16 protein-coding genes are annotated in these 19,324 nt (G+C 68.1%); 10 read left to right on the forward strand and 6 right to left on the reverse strand.

Features of this window, described 5'->3' with window-relative positions; genetic code table 11:
- Position 1: 1 nt before the first annotated feature.
- The 3 genes from C665_RS05365 to C665_RS05375 form a co-directional block, all read right to left on the reverse strand.
- A complete protein-coding gene (locus C665_RS05365; RefSeq protein ID WP_004302132.1) occupies positions 2-1,330 on the reverse strand; it encodes an ABC transporter substrate-binding protein in 1,329 nt (442 codons plus the stop codon).
- Positions 1,330-4,344, reverse strand: a complete 3,015-nt coding sequence (locus C665_RS05370; protein WP_197068757.1) for an EAL domain-containing protein — start codon at positions 4,342-4,344, stop codon at positions 1,330-1,332. Before C665_RS05370 ends, C665_RS05365 begins: the two co-directional genes overlap by 1 nt.
- 362 nt (positions 4,345-4,706) lie before the next feature.
- Positions 4,707-5,390 carry an SDR family oxidoreductase gene (locus C665_RS05375; protein ID WP_004302136.1) on the reverse strand — a complete coding sequence of 228 codons (684 nt, stop codon included), beginning with the start codon at positions 5,388-5,390 and terminating at the stop codon, positions 4,707-4,709.
- Positions 5,391-5,558: 168 nt separating this feature from the next.
- Between C665_RS05375 and C665_RS05380 the strand changes: the two genes are divergently transcribed.
- The 4 genes from C665_RS05380 to serB all read left to right on the forward strand — a co-directional run bounded on the left by C665_RS05380 (position 5,559) and on the right by serB (position 8,370).
- Positions 5,559-5,795, forward strand: a complete 237-nt coding sequence (locus tag C665_RS05380; RefSeq protein WP_004302138.1) for a hypothetical protein — start codon at positions 5,559-5,561, stop codon at positions 5,793-5,795.
- Positions 5,796-5,925: 130 nt separating this feature from the next.
- Positions 5,926-6,309 (forward strand): cupin domain-containing protein, encoded by a 384-nt coding sequence (locus C665_RS05385; protein ID WP_004302141.1) that lies wholly within the window; start codon positions 5,926-5,928, stop codon positions 6,307-6,309.
- Between the two features lie 142 nt (positions 6,310-6,451).
- Positions 6,452-7,528, forward strand: a complete 1,077-nt coding sequence (locus C665_RS05390; RefSeq protein WP_004302143.1) for a 3-deoxy-7-phosphoheptulonate synthase — start codon at positions 6,452-6,454, stop codon at positions 7,526-7,528.
- Positions 7,525-8,370 (forward strand): phosphoserine phosphatase SerB, encoded by an 846-nt coding sequence (gene serB / locus C665_RS05395; RefSeq protein ID WP_004302146.1) that lies wholly within the window; start codon positions 7,525-7,527, stop codon positions 8,368-8,370. Before C665_RS05390 ends, serB begins: the two co-directional genes overlap by 4 nt.
- 251 nt (positions 8,371-8,621) lie before the next feature.
- Here the strand turns inward: serB and C665_RS05400 are convergent, their stop codons facing one another.
- Positions 8,622-9,326, reverse strand: a complete 705-nt coding sequence (locus C665_RS05400; protein WP_004302148.1) for an ABC transporter ATP-binding protein — start codon at positions 9,324-9,326, stop codon at positions 8,622-8,624.
- Between C665_RS05400 and C665_RS05405 the strand changes: the two genes are divergently transcribed.
- On the forward strand, positions 9,310-9,945 hold the full coding sequence (locus C665_RS05405) for an arylesterase (RefSeq protein ID WP_004302151.1): 636 nt from the start codon (positions 9,310-9,312) through the stop codon (positions 9,943-9,945). The two genes, C665_RS05400 and C665_RS05405, sit on opposite strands and share 17 nt — an antisense overlap.
- 262 nt (positions 9,946-10,207) lie before the next feature.
- Here C665_RS05405 and selD read toward each other — a convergent pair whose 3' ends face one another.
- Positions 10,208-11,248: a selenide, water dikinase SelD gene (selD, locus tag C665_RS05410; protein WP_004302152.1), complete on the reverse strand. Its 1,041-nt coding sequence runs from the start codon at positions 11,246-11,248 to the stop codon at positions 10,208-10,210.
- Positions 11,249-11,307: 59 nt separating this feature from the next.
- On the opposite strand from selD, the gene mnmH reads away from it, so the two are divergent.
- Entirely contained in the window at positions 11,308-12,360 is a 1,053-nt protein-coding gene (gene mnmH / locus C665_RS05415) for a tRNA 2-selenouridine(34) synthase MnmH (protein WP_040828618.1), read from the forward strand.
- A 213-nt stretch (positions 12,361-12,573) separates the two neighbouring features.
- Here mnmH and C665_RS05420 read toward each other — a convergent pair whose 3' ends face one another.
- Entirely contained in the window at positions 12,574-13,158 is a 585-nt protein-coding gene (locus C665_RS05420) for a class I SAM-dependent methyltransferase (RefSeq protein WP_004302158.1), read from the reverse strand.
- 268 nt (positions 13,159-13,426) lie between these two features.
- Between C665_RS05420 and C665_RS05425 the strand changes: the two genes are divergently transcribed.
- The 4 genes from C665_RS05425 to C665_RS05440 all read left to right on the forward strand — a co-directional run bounded on the left by C665_RS05425 (position 13,427) and on the right by C665_RS05440 (position 19,245).
- Positions 13,427-15,901 (forward strand): glycogen/starch/alpha-glucan phosphorylase, encoded by a 2,475-nt coding sequence (locus C665_RS05425; RefSeq protein WP_004302160.1) that lies wholly within the window; start codon positions 13,427-13,429, stop codon positions 15,899-15,901.
- A gap of 154 nt (positions 15,902-16,055) precedes the next feature.
- Positions 16,056-17,939 (forward strand): NAD(P)H-dependent oxidoreductase subunit E, encoded by a 1,884-nt coding sequence (locus C665_RS05430; protein ID WP_004302162.1) that lies wholly within the window; start codon positions 16,056-16,058, stop codon positions 17,937-17,939.
- Positions 17,936-18,667 carry a 2Fe-2S iron-sulfur cluster-binding protein gene (locus tag C665_RS05435; protein ID WP_004302164.1) on the forward strand — a complete coding sequence of 244 codons (732 nt, stop codon included), beginning with the start codon at positions 17,936-17,938 and terminating at the stop codon, positions 18,665-18,667. Before C665_RS05430 ends, C665_RS05435 begins: the two co-directional genes overlap by 4 nt.
- Complete coding sequence (locus C665_RS05440) at positions 18,667-19,245, forward strand: NADH-quinone oxidoreductase subunit B family protein (RefSeq protein ID WP_004302165.1); 579 nt, start codon at positions 18,667-18,669, stop codon at positions 19,243-19,245. Before C665_RS05435 ends, C665_RS05440 begins: the two co-directional genes overlap by 1 nt.
- The last annotated feature ends 79 nt before the right edge of the window (positions 19,246-19,324 follow it).

Below are 19,324 nucleotides of genomic sequence, written 5' to 3' on the forward strand. Positions count from 1 at the left end.
GTTACCGGGGGTAGCCTCCACGAACCATCCGACGTTGTGCTGCATCCTGCCCGCGCGCCAGCGCCTCCTCCACGCTCAGGCGTCCGGCGAGCGCTTCGGCGATCAGGTTACCGACTTCGTCGCCAATGAGGATGAACTCGGGGATCGCCGCGAACTGAATGCCCGGGTAAGGGCTTGGTGGCAGGGTGGCGTTTTCCGGATCTGCATTGAGCATCGCTTCGAGCTCATGCACAGCCCAGGGCGCCTTGCGCTGAAACTCCGGCCGAGCATAGGTCGATCTGCGGGTACCCGTCGGCACGGCCCGCCAACCCTGCCGGGCCGCAACGAGCTCGACGTAGTCGCGTGAAGCCACCCAGTGGATGAACTTCCGAGCGTCAGCCTCCCGAACGGGGTCGATGCTGCTCGGGATCGCCAGCGCCCAAGCCCACAGCCATTGCGCACCCTTGGCCGTCACCTCGTACGGAGCGGCTGCGAAGCCGACCTCACCGGCGACTGCACTCGACTCTGGGTTCGTGAGGACTTCCGCAGCGACCGTCGGCCCGACCCATTGAGCGCATCTGCCCGACGCAAACAGCGAGAGGTTCTCCCCGTAGCCCAGTGAAGCCGCATCGGGCGGTCCATATCGATTCAGGAGTTCCGCATACAGCCCGACCGCCTTTTTCCACGGCAGACTGTCCAGCTGGGGTCGCCAGCCCGCATCGAACCATTGGCCGCCAAACGAATTGACCATGGTGCTCACCAGCGCCATGTTCTCGATCCAGCCCGGGCGGCCACGCAAACAGATTCCATGCACGCCATTCGCAGGGTCGTGGAGCTTCGCGGCAAACGCGGCAACCTCGGTCCAGGTCGGCCTGTCGGGCATGGTGAGGCCCGCCTTTTTCAGCAGATCCTTGCGGTACATGAGCATGGAGCTCTCGCCGTAGATGGGCGCGGCATACAGCTCTTGCTGGTAGGAAAGCGCTTTGCGGACGGTCGGCAGCAGATCGTCCACGTCGAAATCGTCCGGCGACCGCAAGGGTTTGATCCATCCGCTGGCAGCCCAGATCGGTGCTTTGAAGATTCCGATGGTAATCACGTCGAATAGGCCGTCTCGCGTCTCGACGTCGGCACTTGCCACCCGCCTCAGCTCGGACTCCTCGAGAACGACCCACCGGATGCGAATCTCCGGATTGGCCTTCTCGAACTCGCTGCTGAGGGTTTGCAGGCGACGCATGTGGGCGCTGTCGACGGTCGCGATCACCAAGGCGCCGGCACGCACAGGCAGGGCCACGAACAGCGTCAGAGCCGCGAGAACGAAACACAAGGCGAGGCAGCTAGACCGGGATTTCATCACGACACCTGCGAGCTCGCGCGCTCGCGCACTGCCGCCTCGAAGGCGTCCACGGGCAAGGGCTTGCCGAACAGGTAGCCCTGGAAAGCATGACAGCCCTGGGCGACGAGATATTCATGCTGCGCACGGGTCTCCACCCCCTCGGCAATCACGTCGAGTTCCAAGCCCTGCCCCATGGCAATGATCGTCTGGGCCACCATAGCGTCGCGATGGCTGGCCGGCAGCTCGTCTACAAAGGACTTGTCGATCTTCAGCTGCGAGAGCGGCAGCTTCGTCAGGTAGTTGAGCGAGGAGTTGCCGGTGCCGAAATCGTCCAGAGAGATCCTCACGCCGCGAGCCCGTAGCTGTCGAAGCTTGTCCACCGACGCATCGAAATCATCGATTGCAAGGCTCTCGGTCACCTCCAGCTTCAACGTTCTGGCGGGGACGCCCGCGCGTTCGAGTTCATCGAATACATCCTGAACGAAACTCGCCGCCTTGAATTGCGGCGGACTCACGTTGACAGCAAGGGTGAGCCGACTGAAAAGATCGTCATACGACCACTGTGCGAGCTGCTGGCATGCCGTGGCAAGCACCCAGCGGCCGATCGGCTCGATCAGCCCGGTTTCCTCTGCCAGCGGAATGAACACAAACGGAGGCACCAGACCCCGCACCGGATGGATCCAGCGGATGAGTGCCTCCGCACCGATCGGGAGACCCTCGGCATCGACCTGCACCTGATAGTGAAGTACGAGTTGATGGTTCTCGATGGCCTCGCGCAGTTCCTCTTCCAGCAGGTTGCGGCGGTCGAGTTCCGACTGCATCGCGTCCTCGAAGAAGCGGACCACGTTGCGGCCCATATTCTTGCCCTTGTACATCGCCAGTTCGGCTTGGCGCAGCAAGGTTTCCGGCGAAGCTTCCCGCCCCCGGAAAAGCGTCACGCCAATCGTTGCGGTGCTCGAGATCCGACGTCCCTCGATCGTCATCGGCACCGCGATCGCCTGCCTGACCGCCTCAGCAAGGTCCTGGGCGCGTCCCGCGGCCGCCTGGCGATCGTGCCCAAGGTTCTCGAGCATCAGCACGAAGCTGTCGCCCGAAAAGCGGCCCAGCGTCTCGCCGTTGTCCGCAACGCCCTGCATGCGCCGCACCATCTCGGTCAGCAGCCGGTCTCCCACCCCGTGGCCCCACGAGTCGTTCACCTTCTGGAACAGATCGAGGTCCAGCATCATCACAGCACCGAGTTCACCGCGTTCGGCGCTGTTGGCCAGGGCATGGGTGATACGGTCTTCGAGCAGGCTGCGGTTGGGCAGGTTGGTGAGCTGATCGTAAAGCTTGAGACGCTCTGCCAGCTCCCGCGCCTGCCTCTCGGCCGAAATATCCTGGTAGCTGCACACATGGTGAAGCGGCCGCCCCTGCGTGTCGCACACTGCGGTGATCGACAGCCGGGTGATGAACAGGCCGCCGTCACGATGCCGATTCACGATCTCGCCGGCCCAGTAGCCCTTGCGCGCTACGGCACCCCACATGGCCGAGTAGAAGTCCGGATCGTGCACATCCGACTTGAGGAAGCGCGGCGTGCAGCCGACAACCTCCTCCGCCGGATAGCCGCTCATGCGTGTGAATGCCGAGTTGATGCGTTCGATCACCCCGCGGCCGTTGGTGATCATCATGCCATCCTGGCTCTCGAACGCCGCCGCTGCGATGCGCAATTCACTTTCCGCACGGCGGCGCGCGGTCAGGTCGTGCGCGACGACGAGCACGCCGTCGATCGCGCCATCGGCCGCCAAGCGTACTGGCACCTTCACGATCTCCAGTTCGTAGGCGGTTCCGTCAGCGGCCTCGAACCGCCTTTCGTACCGATGACTCGCTCCTTGGCCAAGGACCTCCGCGTCGTTCTTCCGGACGGTGGCGACGAAGTCCTTGTCCTCGAACAACTGGTCGTCGCTGCGACCGATGATCTGTGCTCGCGCCAGGCCGAAGCCACGTGCGAGCACGGCATTGCAGTCGACGTAGACTCCATTGCGGTCCTTGAGCGCCATGCCATCCGGGCTGCTATCGAAGATGGCGCGCAGTTGCGCCTTCTCGACCACGAGCTCGCGTGCTGCTTGCTCCAATGCCTCGTTCTTTTGGTGGATCTCGGCGGTCCTCGCATACACCAGTCCCCGAAGGAAGCGGATCCAGAGCATCGCCACGGCGAGCACGGCCAGAGCGATCCCCGCAACCATGAGGATGATGCGAAGATAGCTCCGGAACTCGAGCGGCTTCGCAAGCCACTTCTTGCTCAGCGCTTCGAGTTCGGCAGGCGTGATCCGCGCCATGCCTTCCTGAACGCGGGCAAAGGTGCCCGCGTCGCCCTTCGCGACCGCCCAATGGAACTGGCCTTCGTACAGGGTGAATGCGCGGGTGAACTTCACCTGATCGCGGTACAAGTAGAGGTAGTAGTTGGCCGGCTTCTCATCCATGCAGAACATCTTGATGTCGCCGTCCCGCGCCGCAGCCAGGACCGCCTCGTAGCTCGCATAAGGAACCAGATTGGTGACACCGAGCGTGGTCAGCCTGTCGATGCAGGCATCACCCCTCTGCACCGCGACGGCGAAGCCCTGCATGGATCCGGCGTCGACAATCCCGTTGATCGAAGGGTCGACAAAGATCGACACCGGGAGCGTGGCGTAGGGCTGGGAGAAGTCGTAGAGCTGCTCGCGGACCGGTGTGCGGAAGATCATATCGATCACGTCGGCACGGCCGTCGAGGATGGCCCGCTGCGCGTCCGCCCATTGCATGGCCTGCAAAGCGACCGAGGCGCCGGTCTTCTCCTCCCACAGCTTCCACAGATCGACGACATACCCCTGCGGGCTTCCGTCCGGACCAGGAAACACGTACGGCGGGTAGTTGTTGTCGGTGACCACCCGCAGCTTGCCGCCGTCAGCCTGGACGCCGAAAGAAAGCGTCGCGAGCGCCACGGCGAGCAACCTGGAAAGACTCCTTCCAAGAAGGAGCATCCGCACCGAAATCATCACTTCCTCCAGGACGAGCACCCGATGAGCCTGGAAGCTCCATCCTCGACACGCCACCCTCAGCATGAACTCATAATAGATTTCTTGGCATGTATCGAGAAATACTATTTCTGACAAATTGCAACAAAATTCACAGGGAATCGAGGCGTCGCCGCCGACGGATGCGGGCCAAGGCCGGGACGGTAGGAGACGTGAAGGTTTGGTGTCGCCTGCTGCGAACGGAGGCTGCATCCAGCATCTGCCCGTTCATCGCCTGCCAGCTTGGCATCCAATGCGGCCGTCAGCGCCCGTCTCGTCCTTTCCCTGACGGCGGCTCCACCTGGCTCCACACGCTTTCCACGCGCGGGACCGAGCGCATACGCCGATACGGAAGACCCTTCCCCTCACCGGTTCACCCAACCCCCGCACACCGGAAACACCTGCCCCACGAAGCAGTTCGCCGCCTCGCTGCACAGATAGACCGCAAAGCTGGCGTCCTCGTCCGCCGTGACCAGGCGCCCAAGCGGCACCTGCCACTTCAGGCGGTCCTTGAACGCCGGCGTGGCCTGGACCTCGGGCGGGAAGTAGGTGGGGTTCTCGACGAAATTCTGCGCAATGGCGTTGACCTGGACGCCATGCGCCGCGGCCTCGACGCCCACCGCCTGGATGTAGGCCAGTTGCGCGCCGCGCGCGGCGGCGTAGCTCGAGCGCAGGGCCATCCCGCGCAGGGCGGCGGCGCTGCCCATCAGGAGGATCTTGCCCGCCTTGCGTTCGATCATCTGCGGCAGGACGGCGGCGACCATCTCCCGCATGGGATGGACCAGGGCGGCGAAGGTGGTCTCCCATTCGCCGCCCGACACCTGATGGACGGGCGTGCTCGGCGCGGGAATGGCCAGGTTGAGGACCAGCACGTCGATCCGGCCGGCCGCCTCGATGACCGCGCGCCCTGCCCCCCGCTCCAGCAGCGCGCTTCGATCGGGGACGACTTCGGCGCCGGCGGCGCGGAAGGCGTCGCACAGCGCCGGGCCCATGAACGCGTCGGCCTGCGTGACCAGCACCCTGCGGCCGCTCAATGAAATCGCATGCATGTCGGTTCTCCTCGGCTGCTGGGCGGGGCAGCCTCCCCACGGGGCGCGGCATGATCATCGGCGAAGCGGCGGCCCGGCAGCCGGCAGTCTTCTCCTGCGCGAGCGCGATTCCGGCCCCTACGTTCCATCCTAGATGAAGACGTCTAAACTGCATCGAGAGGGATCGATGTGACACAGGCGCACGCCGCCGCCACGATTTCGACACACCGGCACCGTTTCGATCTCGCGCTCGTCGTCACCACCTTGTGCGAAGTGGAGCGCCTGCTGCCGGATGCGGGCTTTTCCCTGCGGTCGTGGGCGCAGACGCTGGCCCGGCCGCTCGCGGAGAACGGGCACATCGAGCCGGCGCGCCCGGGGCGGGGCGAAGGCGCCTTCGTGGTCGTCGATGCGGTGCGCCCCTCGTGATCTGTCGCCGGCGGCGGATGAGGACGGCAGCGCGCGGGAGCGCGACATCGGAATCTTCCCGGCGGAAAGGCATCCACAACATGCGCCACACACACGTCCAAGGGATCGTCCCTGCGCGGAGGAGATCGACATGAAGCAAGTGCAAGCGATACGACCGGACCGTGAAGTCCTGACGCGTCAGCGGCTGCCGTATTTCATCGGGATCTCGGGGCAGACGGTCGGGGCAAGCGGGCTGAGCATGCATCTGGTGACGATTCCGCCCGGGGCCCGGTCGGAGCCGCATGTCCACGTCGGCTACGAAACCGGAATCTATGTGCTCGAAGGCAGGGTCCTGACGCGCTGGGGCGCGAAGCTGGAAAACGAGGTGATCAGCGCGGCGGGGGAGTTCCTGTTCGTTCCGGCGGGGGTTCCCCACGAGGCGATCAATCTCAGCGCCACTGAAGCGGCGCGCGCGGTGGTGGCCCGTAACCATCCGGCAGAGCAGGACCAGGTTCAGCCCTACGTTGCCGGGTAGGGGCTCGGCGCGGCGGCTCGAGCATGCGGCGCGGCTTCGATGCGTGCCGGCCAATCCCTTGCGCCGCGCAAATCTCCGCGGACATGCCCCGGCACGGGCGTTACAATTGCAGGCTTTCCAGGCAGCAATCGGAGTGCCCGCAATGCCCACCCAGACCGAAAACCTCAACGTCCTCGCCTTCGACCACATGCCCTCGCCGGACGAGGTGAAGGCGCGCGTGCCGCTGACCGAGCGCGCCGCGGCTGCGGTGGTGGCCGGGCGCAAGGCGGTGATGGACATCCTCGATCGCAAGGATCCGCGCGTGTTCGTGGTGGTCGGGCCGTGCTCGATCCATGACCCGGTGGCCGGGCTGGATTATGCGCGACGGCTGAAGGCGCTCGCCGACGAGGTCTCCGACGTGCTGCTGCTGGTGATGCGGGTGTATTTCGAGAAGCCGCGCACCTCGACCGGGTGGAAGGGCTACATCAACGATCCGTTCATGGACGACTCCTTCCGCATCGACGTGGGCATGGAGCGTGCGCGCAAATTCCTCCTCGACGTGTGCGAGCTCGGCCTGCCCACGGCCACCGAGGCGCTCGACCCGATCGCACCGCAGTATTACGGCGACCTCATCGCCTGGACCGCGATCGGCGCGCGCACCTCCGAGTCGCAGACCCATCGCGAGATGGCCTCGGGCCTGTCGACGCCGGTCGGCTTCAAGAACGCCACCGATGGCGACCTCGAGGTGGCGATCAACGCGATCATTTCGGCCGGCAGTCCGCACAGCTTCCTCGGCATCAACAGCCAGGGCCAGTCGGCGGTTACCCGCACGCGCGGCAACCGTTACGGCCACGTGGTGCTGCGCGGCGGCGGCGGCCGGCCCAACTACGACACGGTGTCGGTGTCGCTGGCCGAGCAGGCGCTCGCGAAGGCCAAGCTGGCGAAGAACATCGTGGTCGATTGCTCGCACGCCAACTCGTGGAAGAAGCCCGAATACCAGCCCCTGGTGATGAAGGACGTGATGCATCAGATCCGCGAGGGCAACCAGTCGATCGTCGGCCTGATGATCGAGAGCAATATCGAAGCCGGCAACCAGCCGATTCCGGCCGACCTGTCGCAGCTCAAGTACGGCTGTTCGGTCACCGATGCCTGTGTCGATTGGGCGACGACCGAGGACATGATCCGCAAGTCCGCCGCCGTGCTGCGCGACGTGCTGCCGAAGCGGGAGCGGCGCGCATGAACCTGGTCGTGCTGGCCGAGGACGTCGACAGCGTCGCGCTCAAGAACGTCGCCAAGGTGTCGGAAGCGAGCGCGATCGAGCAGATCACCACGCGCTCCTTCCGCCTCGTCGGCGCGAAGCCGGTCGAAGGTCTGGTGGCCGCGTGCGCGGCCGGGGGGCTCGACCACGTGTGGCTGCCCGAGGGCCGCCAGCTGCGCGATTTCGGCCTCTTCGTGACCGACATGGACTCGACCCTGATCAACATCGAGTGCATCGACGAGATCGCCGACATGCAGGGCTTCAAACGCGAGGTGGCGGCGATCACGGAGGCCGCGATGCAGGGCGAGATCGACTTCCGCGAGTCCCTGACGCGGCGCGTGGCCCTGCTCGCCGGCCTGCCCGAGAGCGCGCTCGCCGAGGTCTTCGATCACCGCCTGCAGCTCAACCCCGGGGCGGAGCGCCTGCTGCAGGGGTTGCAGCGCGCGGGTATCCGCACGATGCTGGTGTCGGGCGGCTTCACGTATTTCACCGAGCGGCTGAAGTCGCGGCTGGGCTTCGACTATGCGTGGGCGAACCAGCTCGAGGTGTATGACGGAAAGCTGACCGGAAAGGTGCTCGGGGACATCGTGGACGGCGAGGCCAAGGCCGCGCACCTGGAGCAGGCGCGCGACGAGTTGGGCCTCAGGCCCGAGCAGGTGATCGCCGCCGGCGACGGCGCCAACGACATCCCCATGCTGCGCGCGGCCGGCTTCGGTGTCGCCTTCCACGCCAAGCCGGTGCTGCGCGACGTCGCCCACTGCTGCCTCGACCACACCGGCCTGGACGGCATCCTCGACCTGTTCGGCCCTGGCGGCGAAAGCTGAAGCCGCACGCGGCCCCCGTTTTCGTAGGAGCGACGCAAGTCGCGATTCCGGCCCCCGCGCCTCCACCGACGCGTCATCGCCACCCCGCCGCCCGATCGCGACTGGCGTCGCTCCCACGGCGCGCTGCACCGGCCCGGCCACCCCCGACCCGCGCCGGTTTTGTAGGAGCGACGCCAGTCGCGATTCCGGCCCCCGCGCCTCCACCGCCGCGTCATCGCCACCCCACCGCCCGATCGCGACTGGCGTCGCTCCTACGGGGCCTCGCTGAGGCGGCCGGAGTCCATGCGTAGCACGCGGCCGCAGCGGCGGGCGAGGGACTCGTCGTGGGTCACCAGGATCAGCGTGGTGCCCTGCTCGCGGTTGAGCGCGAACATCAGCTCGATGATCGCCCTCCCCGTCTCGGCGTCGAGGTTGCCGGTGGGCTCGTCGGCGAGCAGCACCCGGGGATCGGGCGCGAAGGCGCGCGCCAGCGCCACGCGTTGTTGCTCGCCGCCCGACAGGTGCTTGGGATAATGCGTGAGCCGGCTGCCCAGGCCGACGCGCTGCAGCCATTGGGTGGCGATCGCGCGCGCGTCGCCCACGCCGGCGAGCTCCAGCGGCAGCATCACGTTCTCCAGCGCGGTGAGCGCCGGCAGCAGCTGGAAGGACTGGAACACGAAGCCGATCGCCTCGCCGCGCAGCGCTGCGCGCGCGTCCTCGTCGAGCGCGAAGAGGTCGCGGCCCTGCACCCGCACCGTGCCGTGCGCGGGAACGTCCAACCCGGCGAGCAATCCCAGCAGGGTCGATTTGCCGGAGCCGGAGGCGCCCACAATCGCCACCGACTCGCCCGCACCCACGGCAAAGCGGATGTCCTGCAAAATCCGCAGCTCGCCCTGGCCGTCGGCCAGCGCGACCTGCTTGCACAGGTCATCGACCTCGATGACCGGATTGGAGAGCTCGATGCCGTTGCGTTTCATCATTCCCTTCGCGTTCATGTTCCTTTTCGGCGCCGTCGCCCGCGCCGACACCATCCTGGTATGGGGCGACAGCCTGTCGGCCGGCTACGGTCTGGAAAGGGGCCAGGAATGGCCCACCCTGTTGCAGACGCGTCTGCAGGCCGAAGGGTTCCGCCATGTCGTGGTCAACGCCAGTGTATCCGGCGAGACCTCGTCGGGTGGCCTCACCCGCCTGCCCGCCGCCCTGGCCGAACATGCGCCCACGCTGGTGATCCTGGAGCTCGGCGCCAACGACGGCCTGCGCGGACTCAAGCCGCAGCTGCTCGCGGACAACCTGGCCGCGATGATCGACGCTGCGCACGCGGCGGGCGCGCGCGTCCTGCTGATCGGCATGCGCATGCCGCCAAACTATGGTCCGGCCTACACGCAACGCTTCGCAGAGGTCTTCGCCAACGTGGCCGCGGAGAAGAAGGTGCCGCTCGTGCCCTTCCTGATGGACGGCTTCGCCGACCGCCCCGAGCTCTTCCTGCCCGACGGCATCCACCCGGCCGCCGAGGCGCAGCCGCGCATCGTCGACACGGTATGGGCCGGCCTTCGCCCGCTGCTTGCCGCGAAGGAGACGAAGGCAGCGCGCAAGTGAGGCTCGAAGCGCCGGGGGGAATTCAGCCGCAGGAGCGCTGCGAGGCGCGATCGTGGCGCACGGGATCCGACCGACGCCCGTCCCGGCACGATCGCCCGATCGCGACTCGCGTCGCTCCTACGAAGAACCGAAACACCGAGGGCTGGCTGTAGGAGCGACGCCAGTCGCGATCGCACTGCCCGGTCGCGCATCGCGGCCGAAGGCAGGGGAGCACGGCGCCCGATGCCGGACGACCGCCCCTCCCCGGAAACGCCCGTGGCGCTTACGCCACCACCACCCGCGCTGCGCCCGCCTTCATCTCGCCGACGATCGTCCCCGCCTCGCCCTGCTCGGCGCGCACCGCGGCCTGCACGGCCTCGACGGCTTCCGGCGCGCAGGCGATCAGCAGGCCGCCGGAGGTCTGCGGGTCGGTGACGAGCTTGCGCTGCCACTCCGGGGCGTCCACCGGCAGCTCCACGCTGGCACCGTAGCTCGCCCAGTTGCGCGTCGACGCGCCGGTGGCGACGCCGTCCCGGACCAGGGCGCGCGCCTCCTCGATCACCGGCAGCGCATCGAAGCGCACCGCGCCGGTCAGCGACGCGCCGCGGCACATCTCCAGCAGGTGCCCCGCGAGGCCGAAGCCGGTGACGTCGGTCACCGCGTGCACGCCGTCGAGGTCGGCGAGCCTGGCGCCGACACGGTTGAGCGTCGTCGTCCAGCGGATCATCTGCGCGTAACCGTCTGCCGACAGCCGGCCCTTCTTCAAGCCCGCCGAGAGGATGCCGATGCCGAGCGGCTTGGTGAGGATGAGCACGTCGCCCGCCTTGGCGCCGGCGTTGGTGCGCACGCGCGCGGGGTCGACCACGCCGAGGCCGACCAGACCGTAGATCGGCTCGAGCACGTCGATCGAGTGCCCGCCGGCGACCGGGATGCCCGCGTCGCGGCAGACCTCGGCGCCGCCCTTGAGGATCTCGCCGATCACCGCGGGCGGCAGCTTGTCGAGCGGCATGCCGACGATCGCCAGCGCCAGGATGGGCTGGGCGCCCATCGCATAGACGTCGGAGAGCGCGTTGGTGGCGGCGATGCGGCCGAAGTCGCGCGGGTTGTCCACGATCGGGGTGAAGAAGTCGGTGGTGGCGACGATGGCCTGGCGATCGTTGAGCTTGTAGACGGCGGCGTCGTCGGCGGTGTCGGTCCCCACCAGCAGCTCGGGTGGCACGAGGCCGGCGGGCATGGTGGCGAGCAGCTCGGCGAGCACGGCGGGGGCGATTTTGCAGCCGCAGCCGCCGCCGTGGGAGAATTCGGTCAGTCTGATTTCGTTCATGTTTCCGGGAGAGAAAGCGACGCGCGGCGCAAGTGGGCGCCGCGCGTCGTGTCAACATCATGCAAAAAGGCGTCGCGACCGTAGCACAGCTGTCCGGCTTTGACGAGATCATCGACGCGCGCACGCCCGCCGAGTTCGCCGAAGACCACATTCCCGGCGCGATCAACCTGCCGGTGCTCGACAACGACGAGCGCATCGTCGTCGGCACGATGTACAAGCAGCAGTCGGCCTTCGACGCCCGCCGCCTCGGCGGCGCGCTGGTGGCCGCCAACATCTCGCGCCACATGCTCGCCACGCTGCAGGACAAGCCCAAGAACTGGCGCCCCCTCATCTACTGCTGGCGCGGCGGCCAGCGCAGCGGCTCCTTCACCACCTGGCTGCGCATGGTGGGCTGGGACGCCTGCCAGCTCGAGGGCGGCTACAAGGCCTTCCGCCACCTGGTGATCGCCGAGATCGAGCGCATCGTGCCCACGCTGGCGTTGCGCATCGTGTGCGGCCCGACCGGCAGCGCGAAGACGCGCGTGCTCGAGGCGCTCGCGGCGCAAGGGGCGCAGGTGCTCGACCTGGAGGACCTCGCCGCGCACAAGGGCTCGGTGCTCGGCGCCCTGCCCGACCGTCCGCAGCCGGCGCAGAAGCGCTTCGAGACCCTGCTGTGGGATCGCCTGCGCCGGCTCGATCCGGCGCGCCCGGTGTATGTCGAGGCCGAGAGCCGCAAGATTGGCCTGGTCTTCGTGCCCGAGGCGCTGATCCTGGCGATGCGGCGCGCGCCCTGCATCCTGATCGACGCCACGCGCGCGGCCCGCCTCGAGTTTCTGGTGCGCGACTACGCCTACCTCGGCGACGACGTGGGCGCGCTGCAGGACAAGCTGCACCGCCTGCGCGAGCACCAGAGCCGCGAGACGCTCGAGCGCTGGAAATCGCTCGCCGCCGCACACGCGCTCCCCGAGCTGTTCGCCGAGCTGATCGACCAGCACTACGACCCGCTTTACCATCGTTCGCAGAATCACAACTACGTGCACTACGCCGACGCGCTGCGGGTGGAGAGCGCCGACCTGAGCGCGGCCGGGGTGCGCGCACTGGCCGGTCGCATTCTCGCCGAAGCGGCGGAGTGAAGCGTCCGGGGCGAGCCCGAGCAGCCCCGCCACCCCAATCGGGACGCGCGTTTCCTCGAAGAACCGGTGCGTTCCCTGTGGCGCCGACGTCCGCATCGGCCGGTGGGAGCGACGCGAGTCGCGATCGGGTCGGCCCGTTGCGGCGACGCAGGTCGCGATCTCTCCGGTCGAGGGGCGGACACCGTCGCATCTTCGCCCAGGTGGCCACCAAGCCTAGACGGATTGTGGCAGGCGGCCCGGCGATGCGCCGCGGGTCGCGCACAGGCGCTGGATCATCGCCGGACGCTCGATCTCGCCCTGCTCGAAGGCCACCACGCTCCAGCCCTCCGGAAGGCAGTCGAGCAGCTCGCGCGGACGGAGCAGGAAATCGGGGTTCGAGGGCTTGCCGAAGCGCTCGTTGCCGAGCATGAAGGTCTCGTAGATCAGCACGCCGCCCGGGCGCACCAGCTCGAAAAGCTCCGCCAGGCGCGGCCGATACAGGTAATTGGCGACCACCACGGCGTCGAAGCGCTCGCCGCCGAGCGGCCAGTCCACACCCTCGAGCTCAAGCACCCGCGTCGCGATCTCCGCCACCCCATCCAGCGTCGCCAGCGCCGCGGCGTCCCGATCGACCGCGGTGACGCTGCAGCCGCGCGCCGCAAGCCAGCGCGCATGCCGGCCGCCCCCCGCGGCGAAGTCGAGCACGCGCGCGCCGTCCGCGAGCAGCGCGGTGAAGCGCCGTACCCAATCGGAGGGGGCGCCGCCGGCACCGTGCAGGCTGGGGTGACGTCGGGGTTCGGGGACGGGATCGGAAGACATGGGGGCTCCTTGGATGCAAGCCTCGTCGCGGGGGCGCGGCAAGACCGGGCGTGGCCACCGCATTCTAGCGACGCTCGGCATGCCGTGCGCCGCAGGCTTGCCTTCCCACCTCGCACTGCCCGCGCGCCCCATGCCGGGACCGACGCACAGGCACGGGCGGGCGATCGAGCGCCATTGCAGGCGAAAGGCCTAAACTAGCGAATTTCGCCACGTCACCACGCCGGCCGCGGCCGCGCCACCCGATTACCGGACCTTCACCGACGTCACCATGGATCTTGCCCAGTTCACCCTCCAGTACGACCGCCCCAGCACCGACGTCGAGTCGCTCAAGCGCGCGATCGCCAACAAGCTGATGTACCAGATCGGCAAGAACCCCGAGTCGGCGCTGCCGGAAGACTGGCTGCACGCAGTCGCCTACACCGTGCGCGACCACCTGGTCGAGCGCTGGATGAAGACCACACGGGCGAGCTACGCGCAGGACGTCAAGCGCGTCTATTACCTGTCGATGGAGTTCCTCATCGGCCGCAGCCTGGGCAACGCCATGCTCGCCCTCGAACTCGCCGGCCCCGTGCGCGAGGCGCTGCGCTTGCTCGACATCGACCCCGACAGCCTGCCCGAGCTCGAGCCCGACGCCGCGCTCGGCAACGGCGGCCTCGGTCGCCTCGCCGCCTGCTTTCTCGACTCCATGGCCACGCTCGGCGTGCCCGGCTTCGGCTACGGCATCCGCTACGACTACGGCATGTTCCGCCAGCAGATCGTCGACGGGCAGCAGGTCGAGGTGCCCGACTACTGGCTCACGCACGGCAACCCGTGGGAGTTCCCCCGCCCCGAGATCCGCATGCGCATCCGCTTCGGCGGCCACCTGCAGGAGGATGGCGGGCGCGTGCATTGGGTGGGCACCGACGACGTGCTGGCGATGGCCTACGACTCGATCATCCCCGGCTATGGCACCGAGGTGACCAACACCCTGCGCCTGTGGTCGGCACGCGCCACCGAGGAGATCGACCTGTCGGCCTTCAACCGCGGCAACTATTTCGGCGCGGTGGAGAGCAAGAACCACTCCGAGAACGTCTCACGCGTGCTCTACCCGGACGACTCCACCCTCGAGGGCCGCGAGCTGCGCCTGCGCCAGGAGTATTTCTTCGTCTCCGCCAGCCTGCAGGACATCCTGCGCCGCTACCTTGTCGGCCACACCGACTTCGACGCCCTGCCCGACAAGGTCAGCATCCACCTCAACGACACCCACCCGGTGCTCGCGGTGCCCGAGCTGATGCGCCTGCTGGTCGACGAGCGCGGGCTGGAATGGGCGCGCGCCTGGGCGTTGTGCCGGCGGGTGTTCTCCTACACCAACCACACCCTGATGCACGAGGCGCTCGAGACCTGGCCGCTGGAGATGCTCGGCCGCGTGCTGCCGCGCCACCTGCGCATGATCTTCGACATCAACGCGCACTTCCTCGCCGAGCTCAACGCCGAGCTCGGGCCCGACGTCGAGCGCATGCGCCGCATGTCGCTGATCGATGAACAGGGCGAGCGCCGCGTGCGCATGGCCTACCTCGCGATCGTCGCCTCGCACTCGGTCAATGGCGTTTCGGCGCTGCATTCGGCGCTGATGCGCGAGTCGATCTTCGCCGACTTCGCGCGCGCCTGGCCGCAGCGCTTCAACAACAAGACCAACGGCGTGACGCCGCGGCGTTGGCTGGCGCACGCCAATCCCGCGCTGGCGGCGCTGATCGACAGCCGCATCGGTCCAGCCTGGCGGCGCGACCTCGAGCAGCTCCAGGGCCTGCGCGCGCACGCCGACGACGCCGACTTCCTGCACACGCTGCGCGCGGTCAAGCAGGCCAACAAGCTGCGTCTGGCGCAGTGGATCGGCCAGCACTGCGGGCTCCACGTCGATCCGGCCGCGCTCTTCGATGTTCACGTCAAGCGCATCCACGAGTACAAGCGCCAGCTGCTCAACGTGCTGCACCTGGTGAGCCGCTACCAACGCATCCTCGCCGAGCCGAACGGCGAACACGTGCCGCGGGTGGCGATCTTCTCCGGCAAGGCGGCCTCGGCCTATCGCATGGCCAAGCTGGTGATCCGCCTCATCAACGACGTGGCTGCGGTCATCAACGCCGATGCGCGCGTCGGCGAGCGCCTCAAGGTGGTCTTCGTGCCCAACTTCAGCGTCAGCCTGGCCGAGCTCATCATTCCGGCCGCAGACCTCTCCGAGCAGATCTCCACCGCCGGCACCGAGGCCTCGGGCACCGGCAACATGAAGCTCGCACTCAACGGCGCGCTCACCATCGGCACGCTGGACGGCGCCAACGTCGAGATCCGCGAGCAGGTCGGCGAGGACAACATCTTCATCTTCGGCCACACCGCAGCCGAGGTCGCGCAGATCCGCAACGGCGGCTACCAGCCGCGTCAGTACTACGAGCGCGACGCGCGCCTGGCCGCGGCGCTCGACGCGATCCGGGCGGGCCTCTTCAGCCCGGACGAGCCGGGGCGATACCAGGCGATCTTCGACACCCTGGTGAACTGGGGCGACCACTACCTGCTGCTGGCCGACTACGCCAGCTATCTCGACGCCCAGGACCAGGCCGACGCGCGCTACCGCGATCCGCTGCAATGGAGCCGCTGCAGCCTGCTCAACATCGCCGGCATGGGGGCGTTCTCGTCCGACCGCACCATCGCCGAGTACGCGCGCACGATCTGGCACACCGAGCCGCTGCGCATCGGCAGCCCGGGCGGGCTATGAAGGCACGCGGGCGGCGGCATGGGGGCCGCCCGCGGCGCGATCGGCACGAATAAGTGCAATGCATCGGCCCCGCGCACGCTTTCCATGAGCGTCCAGGAGTGCGGCGGGCGATAATCGCGCGGCAGGGGCACGCAATCACAGGGAGCTTGCGGCGATGACGGCAGAACTCGAAACCATCCTGGAGCGTCACCGGCGCGATCCGCTGCAGTTGCTGCAGATCCTGATCGAGCTCCAGGCCCGTGACGGCTGGCTGCCGCCGGCCACGCTCTCCGCGCTGGCGGGCGCGCTCGGCATCCCGCGCGCCCGCGTCGAGAGCACCGCGAGCTTCTACAGCTTCCTGCACACCCGGCCGGCGGGCGAATACCGCATCCTGTTCTCCGACAACATCACCGACCGCATGCTCGGCAACCAGGCGCTGATGCAGACGCTGTGCGACAAGCTCTGGCTGCAGCCGGGCAAGGTGTCGGAGGACGGCCTGGCGAGAGTGTCGACCACCTCGTGCACCGGCATGTGCGACCAGGGGCCGGCGCTGCTGGCCAACGGGCGCACGATCACCCGCCTCACGCTCGAGCGCATCGACGAGATGGCGCACCTGATCCGCCGCCGCGTGCCGGTGGGCGACTGGCCGCCGGAGTGGTTCCATGTCGAGGACAAGCTCCGCCGCCGCGACGTGCTGCTCGACCACGGCCTGGCGCCGGGTGCGGCGCTCGCCGCGGCGCTCGAGCGCGGCCCCACCGGGCTGCTGTGGGAGATCGAGCGCTCCGGACTGCGCGGCCGCGGCGGCGCGGGTTTCGGCAGCGACATCAAGTGGCGCTCGTGCCGCGACGCCTGGGGCGACGCGCACTACGTGATCTGCAACGCCGACGAGGGCGAGCCCGGCACCTTCAAGGACCGCGTGCTGCTGTCGAGCTACTTCGACCTGGTGGTCGACGGCATGTGCATCGCCGGCATGGCGATCGGCGCCAACAAGGGCTTCATTTACCTGCGCGGCGAATACCGCTACCTGCTCGACCGCCTGGAAACACGCCTCGCCCAGCGCCGCGAACAGAACCTGCTCGGGCGCAACATCCTGGGCCGTGGCTTCTCCTTCGACATCGAGATCCACCTCGGCGCCGGCGCCTACATCTGCGGCGAGGAATCCGCGCTCATCGAGTCGCTCGAAGGCAAGCCGGGCAAGCCGCGCATCCGCCCGCCCTTCCCGGTCACCAACGGCTATCGCGGGCAGCCGACCACGGTGAACAACGTCGAGACGCTCGCGCTCGCCGCGCTGATCGCGGTGCGCGGCGGCGACTGGTTCCACGCCATCGGCACCCCGGCCTCGACCGGCACCAAGCTGCTGTCGGTGTCGGGCGACGTCGAGCGCCCGGGCATCTACGAGTTTCCCTTCGGTGTCACCGTGGCCGAGGTGCTCGAGGCCGCCGGCGCGCGCGACACGCAGGCGGTGACGAGCGCCGGCGCGGCCGGGCATTGCCTGGCTGCCGACGAGTTCGGTCGTCGCATCGCCTTCGAGGATGTCGCCACCGGCGGCTCGATCATGGTGTTCGACCGTTCCCGCGACATGTTCGAGGTGGCGCACAACTTCGCCCACTTCTTCGCCCACGAGAGCTGCGGCTTCTGCACGCCCTGCCGCGTCGGCACCGCGGTCAACGCCCGCCTGCTGGACAAGCTCGCCGCCGACCACGGCTCGCCCTACGACCTCGACGAGATCGCGAAGATGCACCGCCTGATGCAGGGCGCCAGCCACTGCGGCCTGGGCAACACGGCGACGATCGCGATCGACGACATGCTGGCCAAGTTCCGCCCCGCCTTCGAGCGCCGCCTGCACTCGCCCGACTACGAGCCCGCCTTCGACCTCGACGCGGCGCTGTCGCAGGCGCGCCGGATGACCGGCCGCGACGACCCCGGCGCCCACCTCGGCGACAACCACGAGGCCCTGGTCGAGGAGCGCCCCCATGCGCAGGGCGCCACCACAGCGGGCGCCGCGCAGTCCGTCCCCTCCTCCGCCGAGGCCGCCTCGGCAAAGGATCTGCAGCCATGAACGATTCCTTCCTGCTCGACGGCGAGGACATCCCCTTCACCCCCGGCCAGACCGTGATGCAGGCCGCCGCCGCCGCGGGCAAGTACATCCCGCACCTGTGCTGGCACCCCGACTTTGCCGCGCACGGCTCGTGCAAGCTGTGCACGGTGAAGATCGGCGGGCGCTTCGCCACGTCCTGCACAGTGCGCGCCGCCGCCGGCCAGGAGGTGGAGAACCGCACGGCAGAGCTCGACGCCAAGCGCCGCACGCTGCTGCAGCTGCTCTTCGTCGAAGGCAACCACTTCTGCCCTTCGTGCGAGAAGAGCGGCGACTGCGCACTGCAAGCCACCGCCTACGAGATGGGCATGCTGACGCCGCATTTCGACCACTTCTACCCCGATCGCCCGGTGGACGCCTCGCACCCCGACGTGCTGCTTGAGTTCAACCGCTGCATCCTGTGCGAGCTGTGCGTGCGCGCCAGCCGCGATGTCGACGGCAAGAACGTGTTCGCGCTCGCCGGCCGCGGCACGCAGTCGCACCTGGTGGTCAACAGCGACACGGGGCGGCTCGCCGACACCGACTTCGCCGTCACCGACCGCGCCGCCGCGGTCTGTCCGGTGGGCGTGATCCTCAGTAAACGGGTGGGCTTCGCCGTGCCGATCGGGCAGCGGACCTACGACCGCCGGCCGATCAGCGCGAGCACCAGCCCCGAAGGCAAGGCCGGTGCCGGCATCGAGGAGGCTCGATGATGGACATCGACATCGCAAAGATCGACGCTGGCGGCGCGCCACGCAAGCTCAAGGTCGCCACCGTCTCGCTCGCGGGCTGCTTCGGCTGCCACATGTCCTTTCTCGACATCGACGAGCGCCTGCTGCCGCTGCTCGAACTCGTCGAGTTCGACCGCTCGCCGCTCACCGACATCAAGCACTGCGGCCCCTGCGACATCGGCCTCATCGAGGGCGGGGTGTGCAACGCCGAGAACGTGCATGTGCTGCGCGAATTCCGCGCCAACTGCAAGGTGCTGATCGCGCTCGGCGCGTGCGCGGTCAACGGCGGGCTGCCTGCACAGCGCAATCACCTCGAGCTCGCCGACCTCCTGCAGGAGGTCTATCGAACCGGCCACGGTCTCGCCGAGGGCAGCCGCATTCCCGACGACCCCGAGCTGCCGCTGCCGCTCAACCAGGTCCATCCGGTGCATGAGGTGGTGAGGATCGATTACTTCTTGCCTGGCTGCCCGCCATCGGGCGACGCGATCTGGGCCTTCCTGACCCAGTTGATCGAAGGCAAGGACCCGAGCCTGGGACATGGGCTGCTGCACTATGACTGAAACCCCGAAAGGCTCGCGGCTCGCGCCGCTCCTGCAGGAAGCTCGAGCACCTCGCTTTTCGGCAGGAGCGGCGCAAGCC

Source organism: Thauera aminoaromatica S2, assembly GCF_000310185.1.
In the GTDB taxonomy this organism is placed as follows: Bacteria; Pseudomonadota; Gammaproteobacteria; order Burkholderiales; family Rhodocyclaceae; genus Thauera; species Thauera aminoaromatica.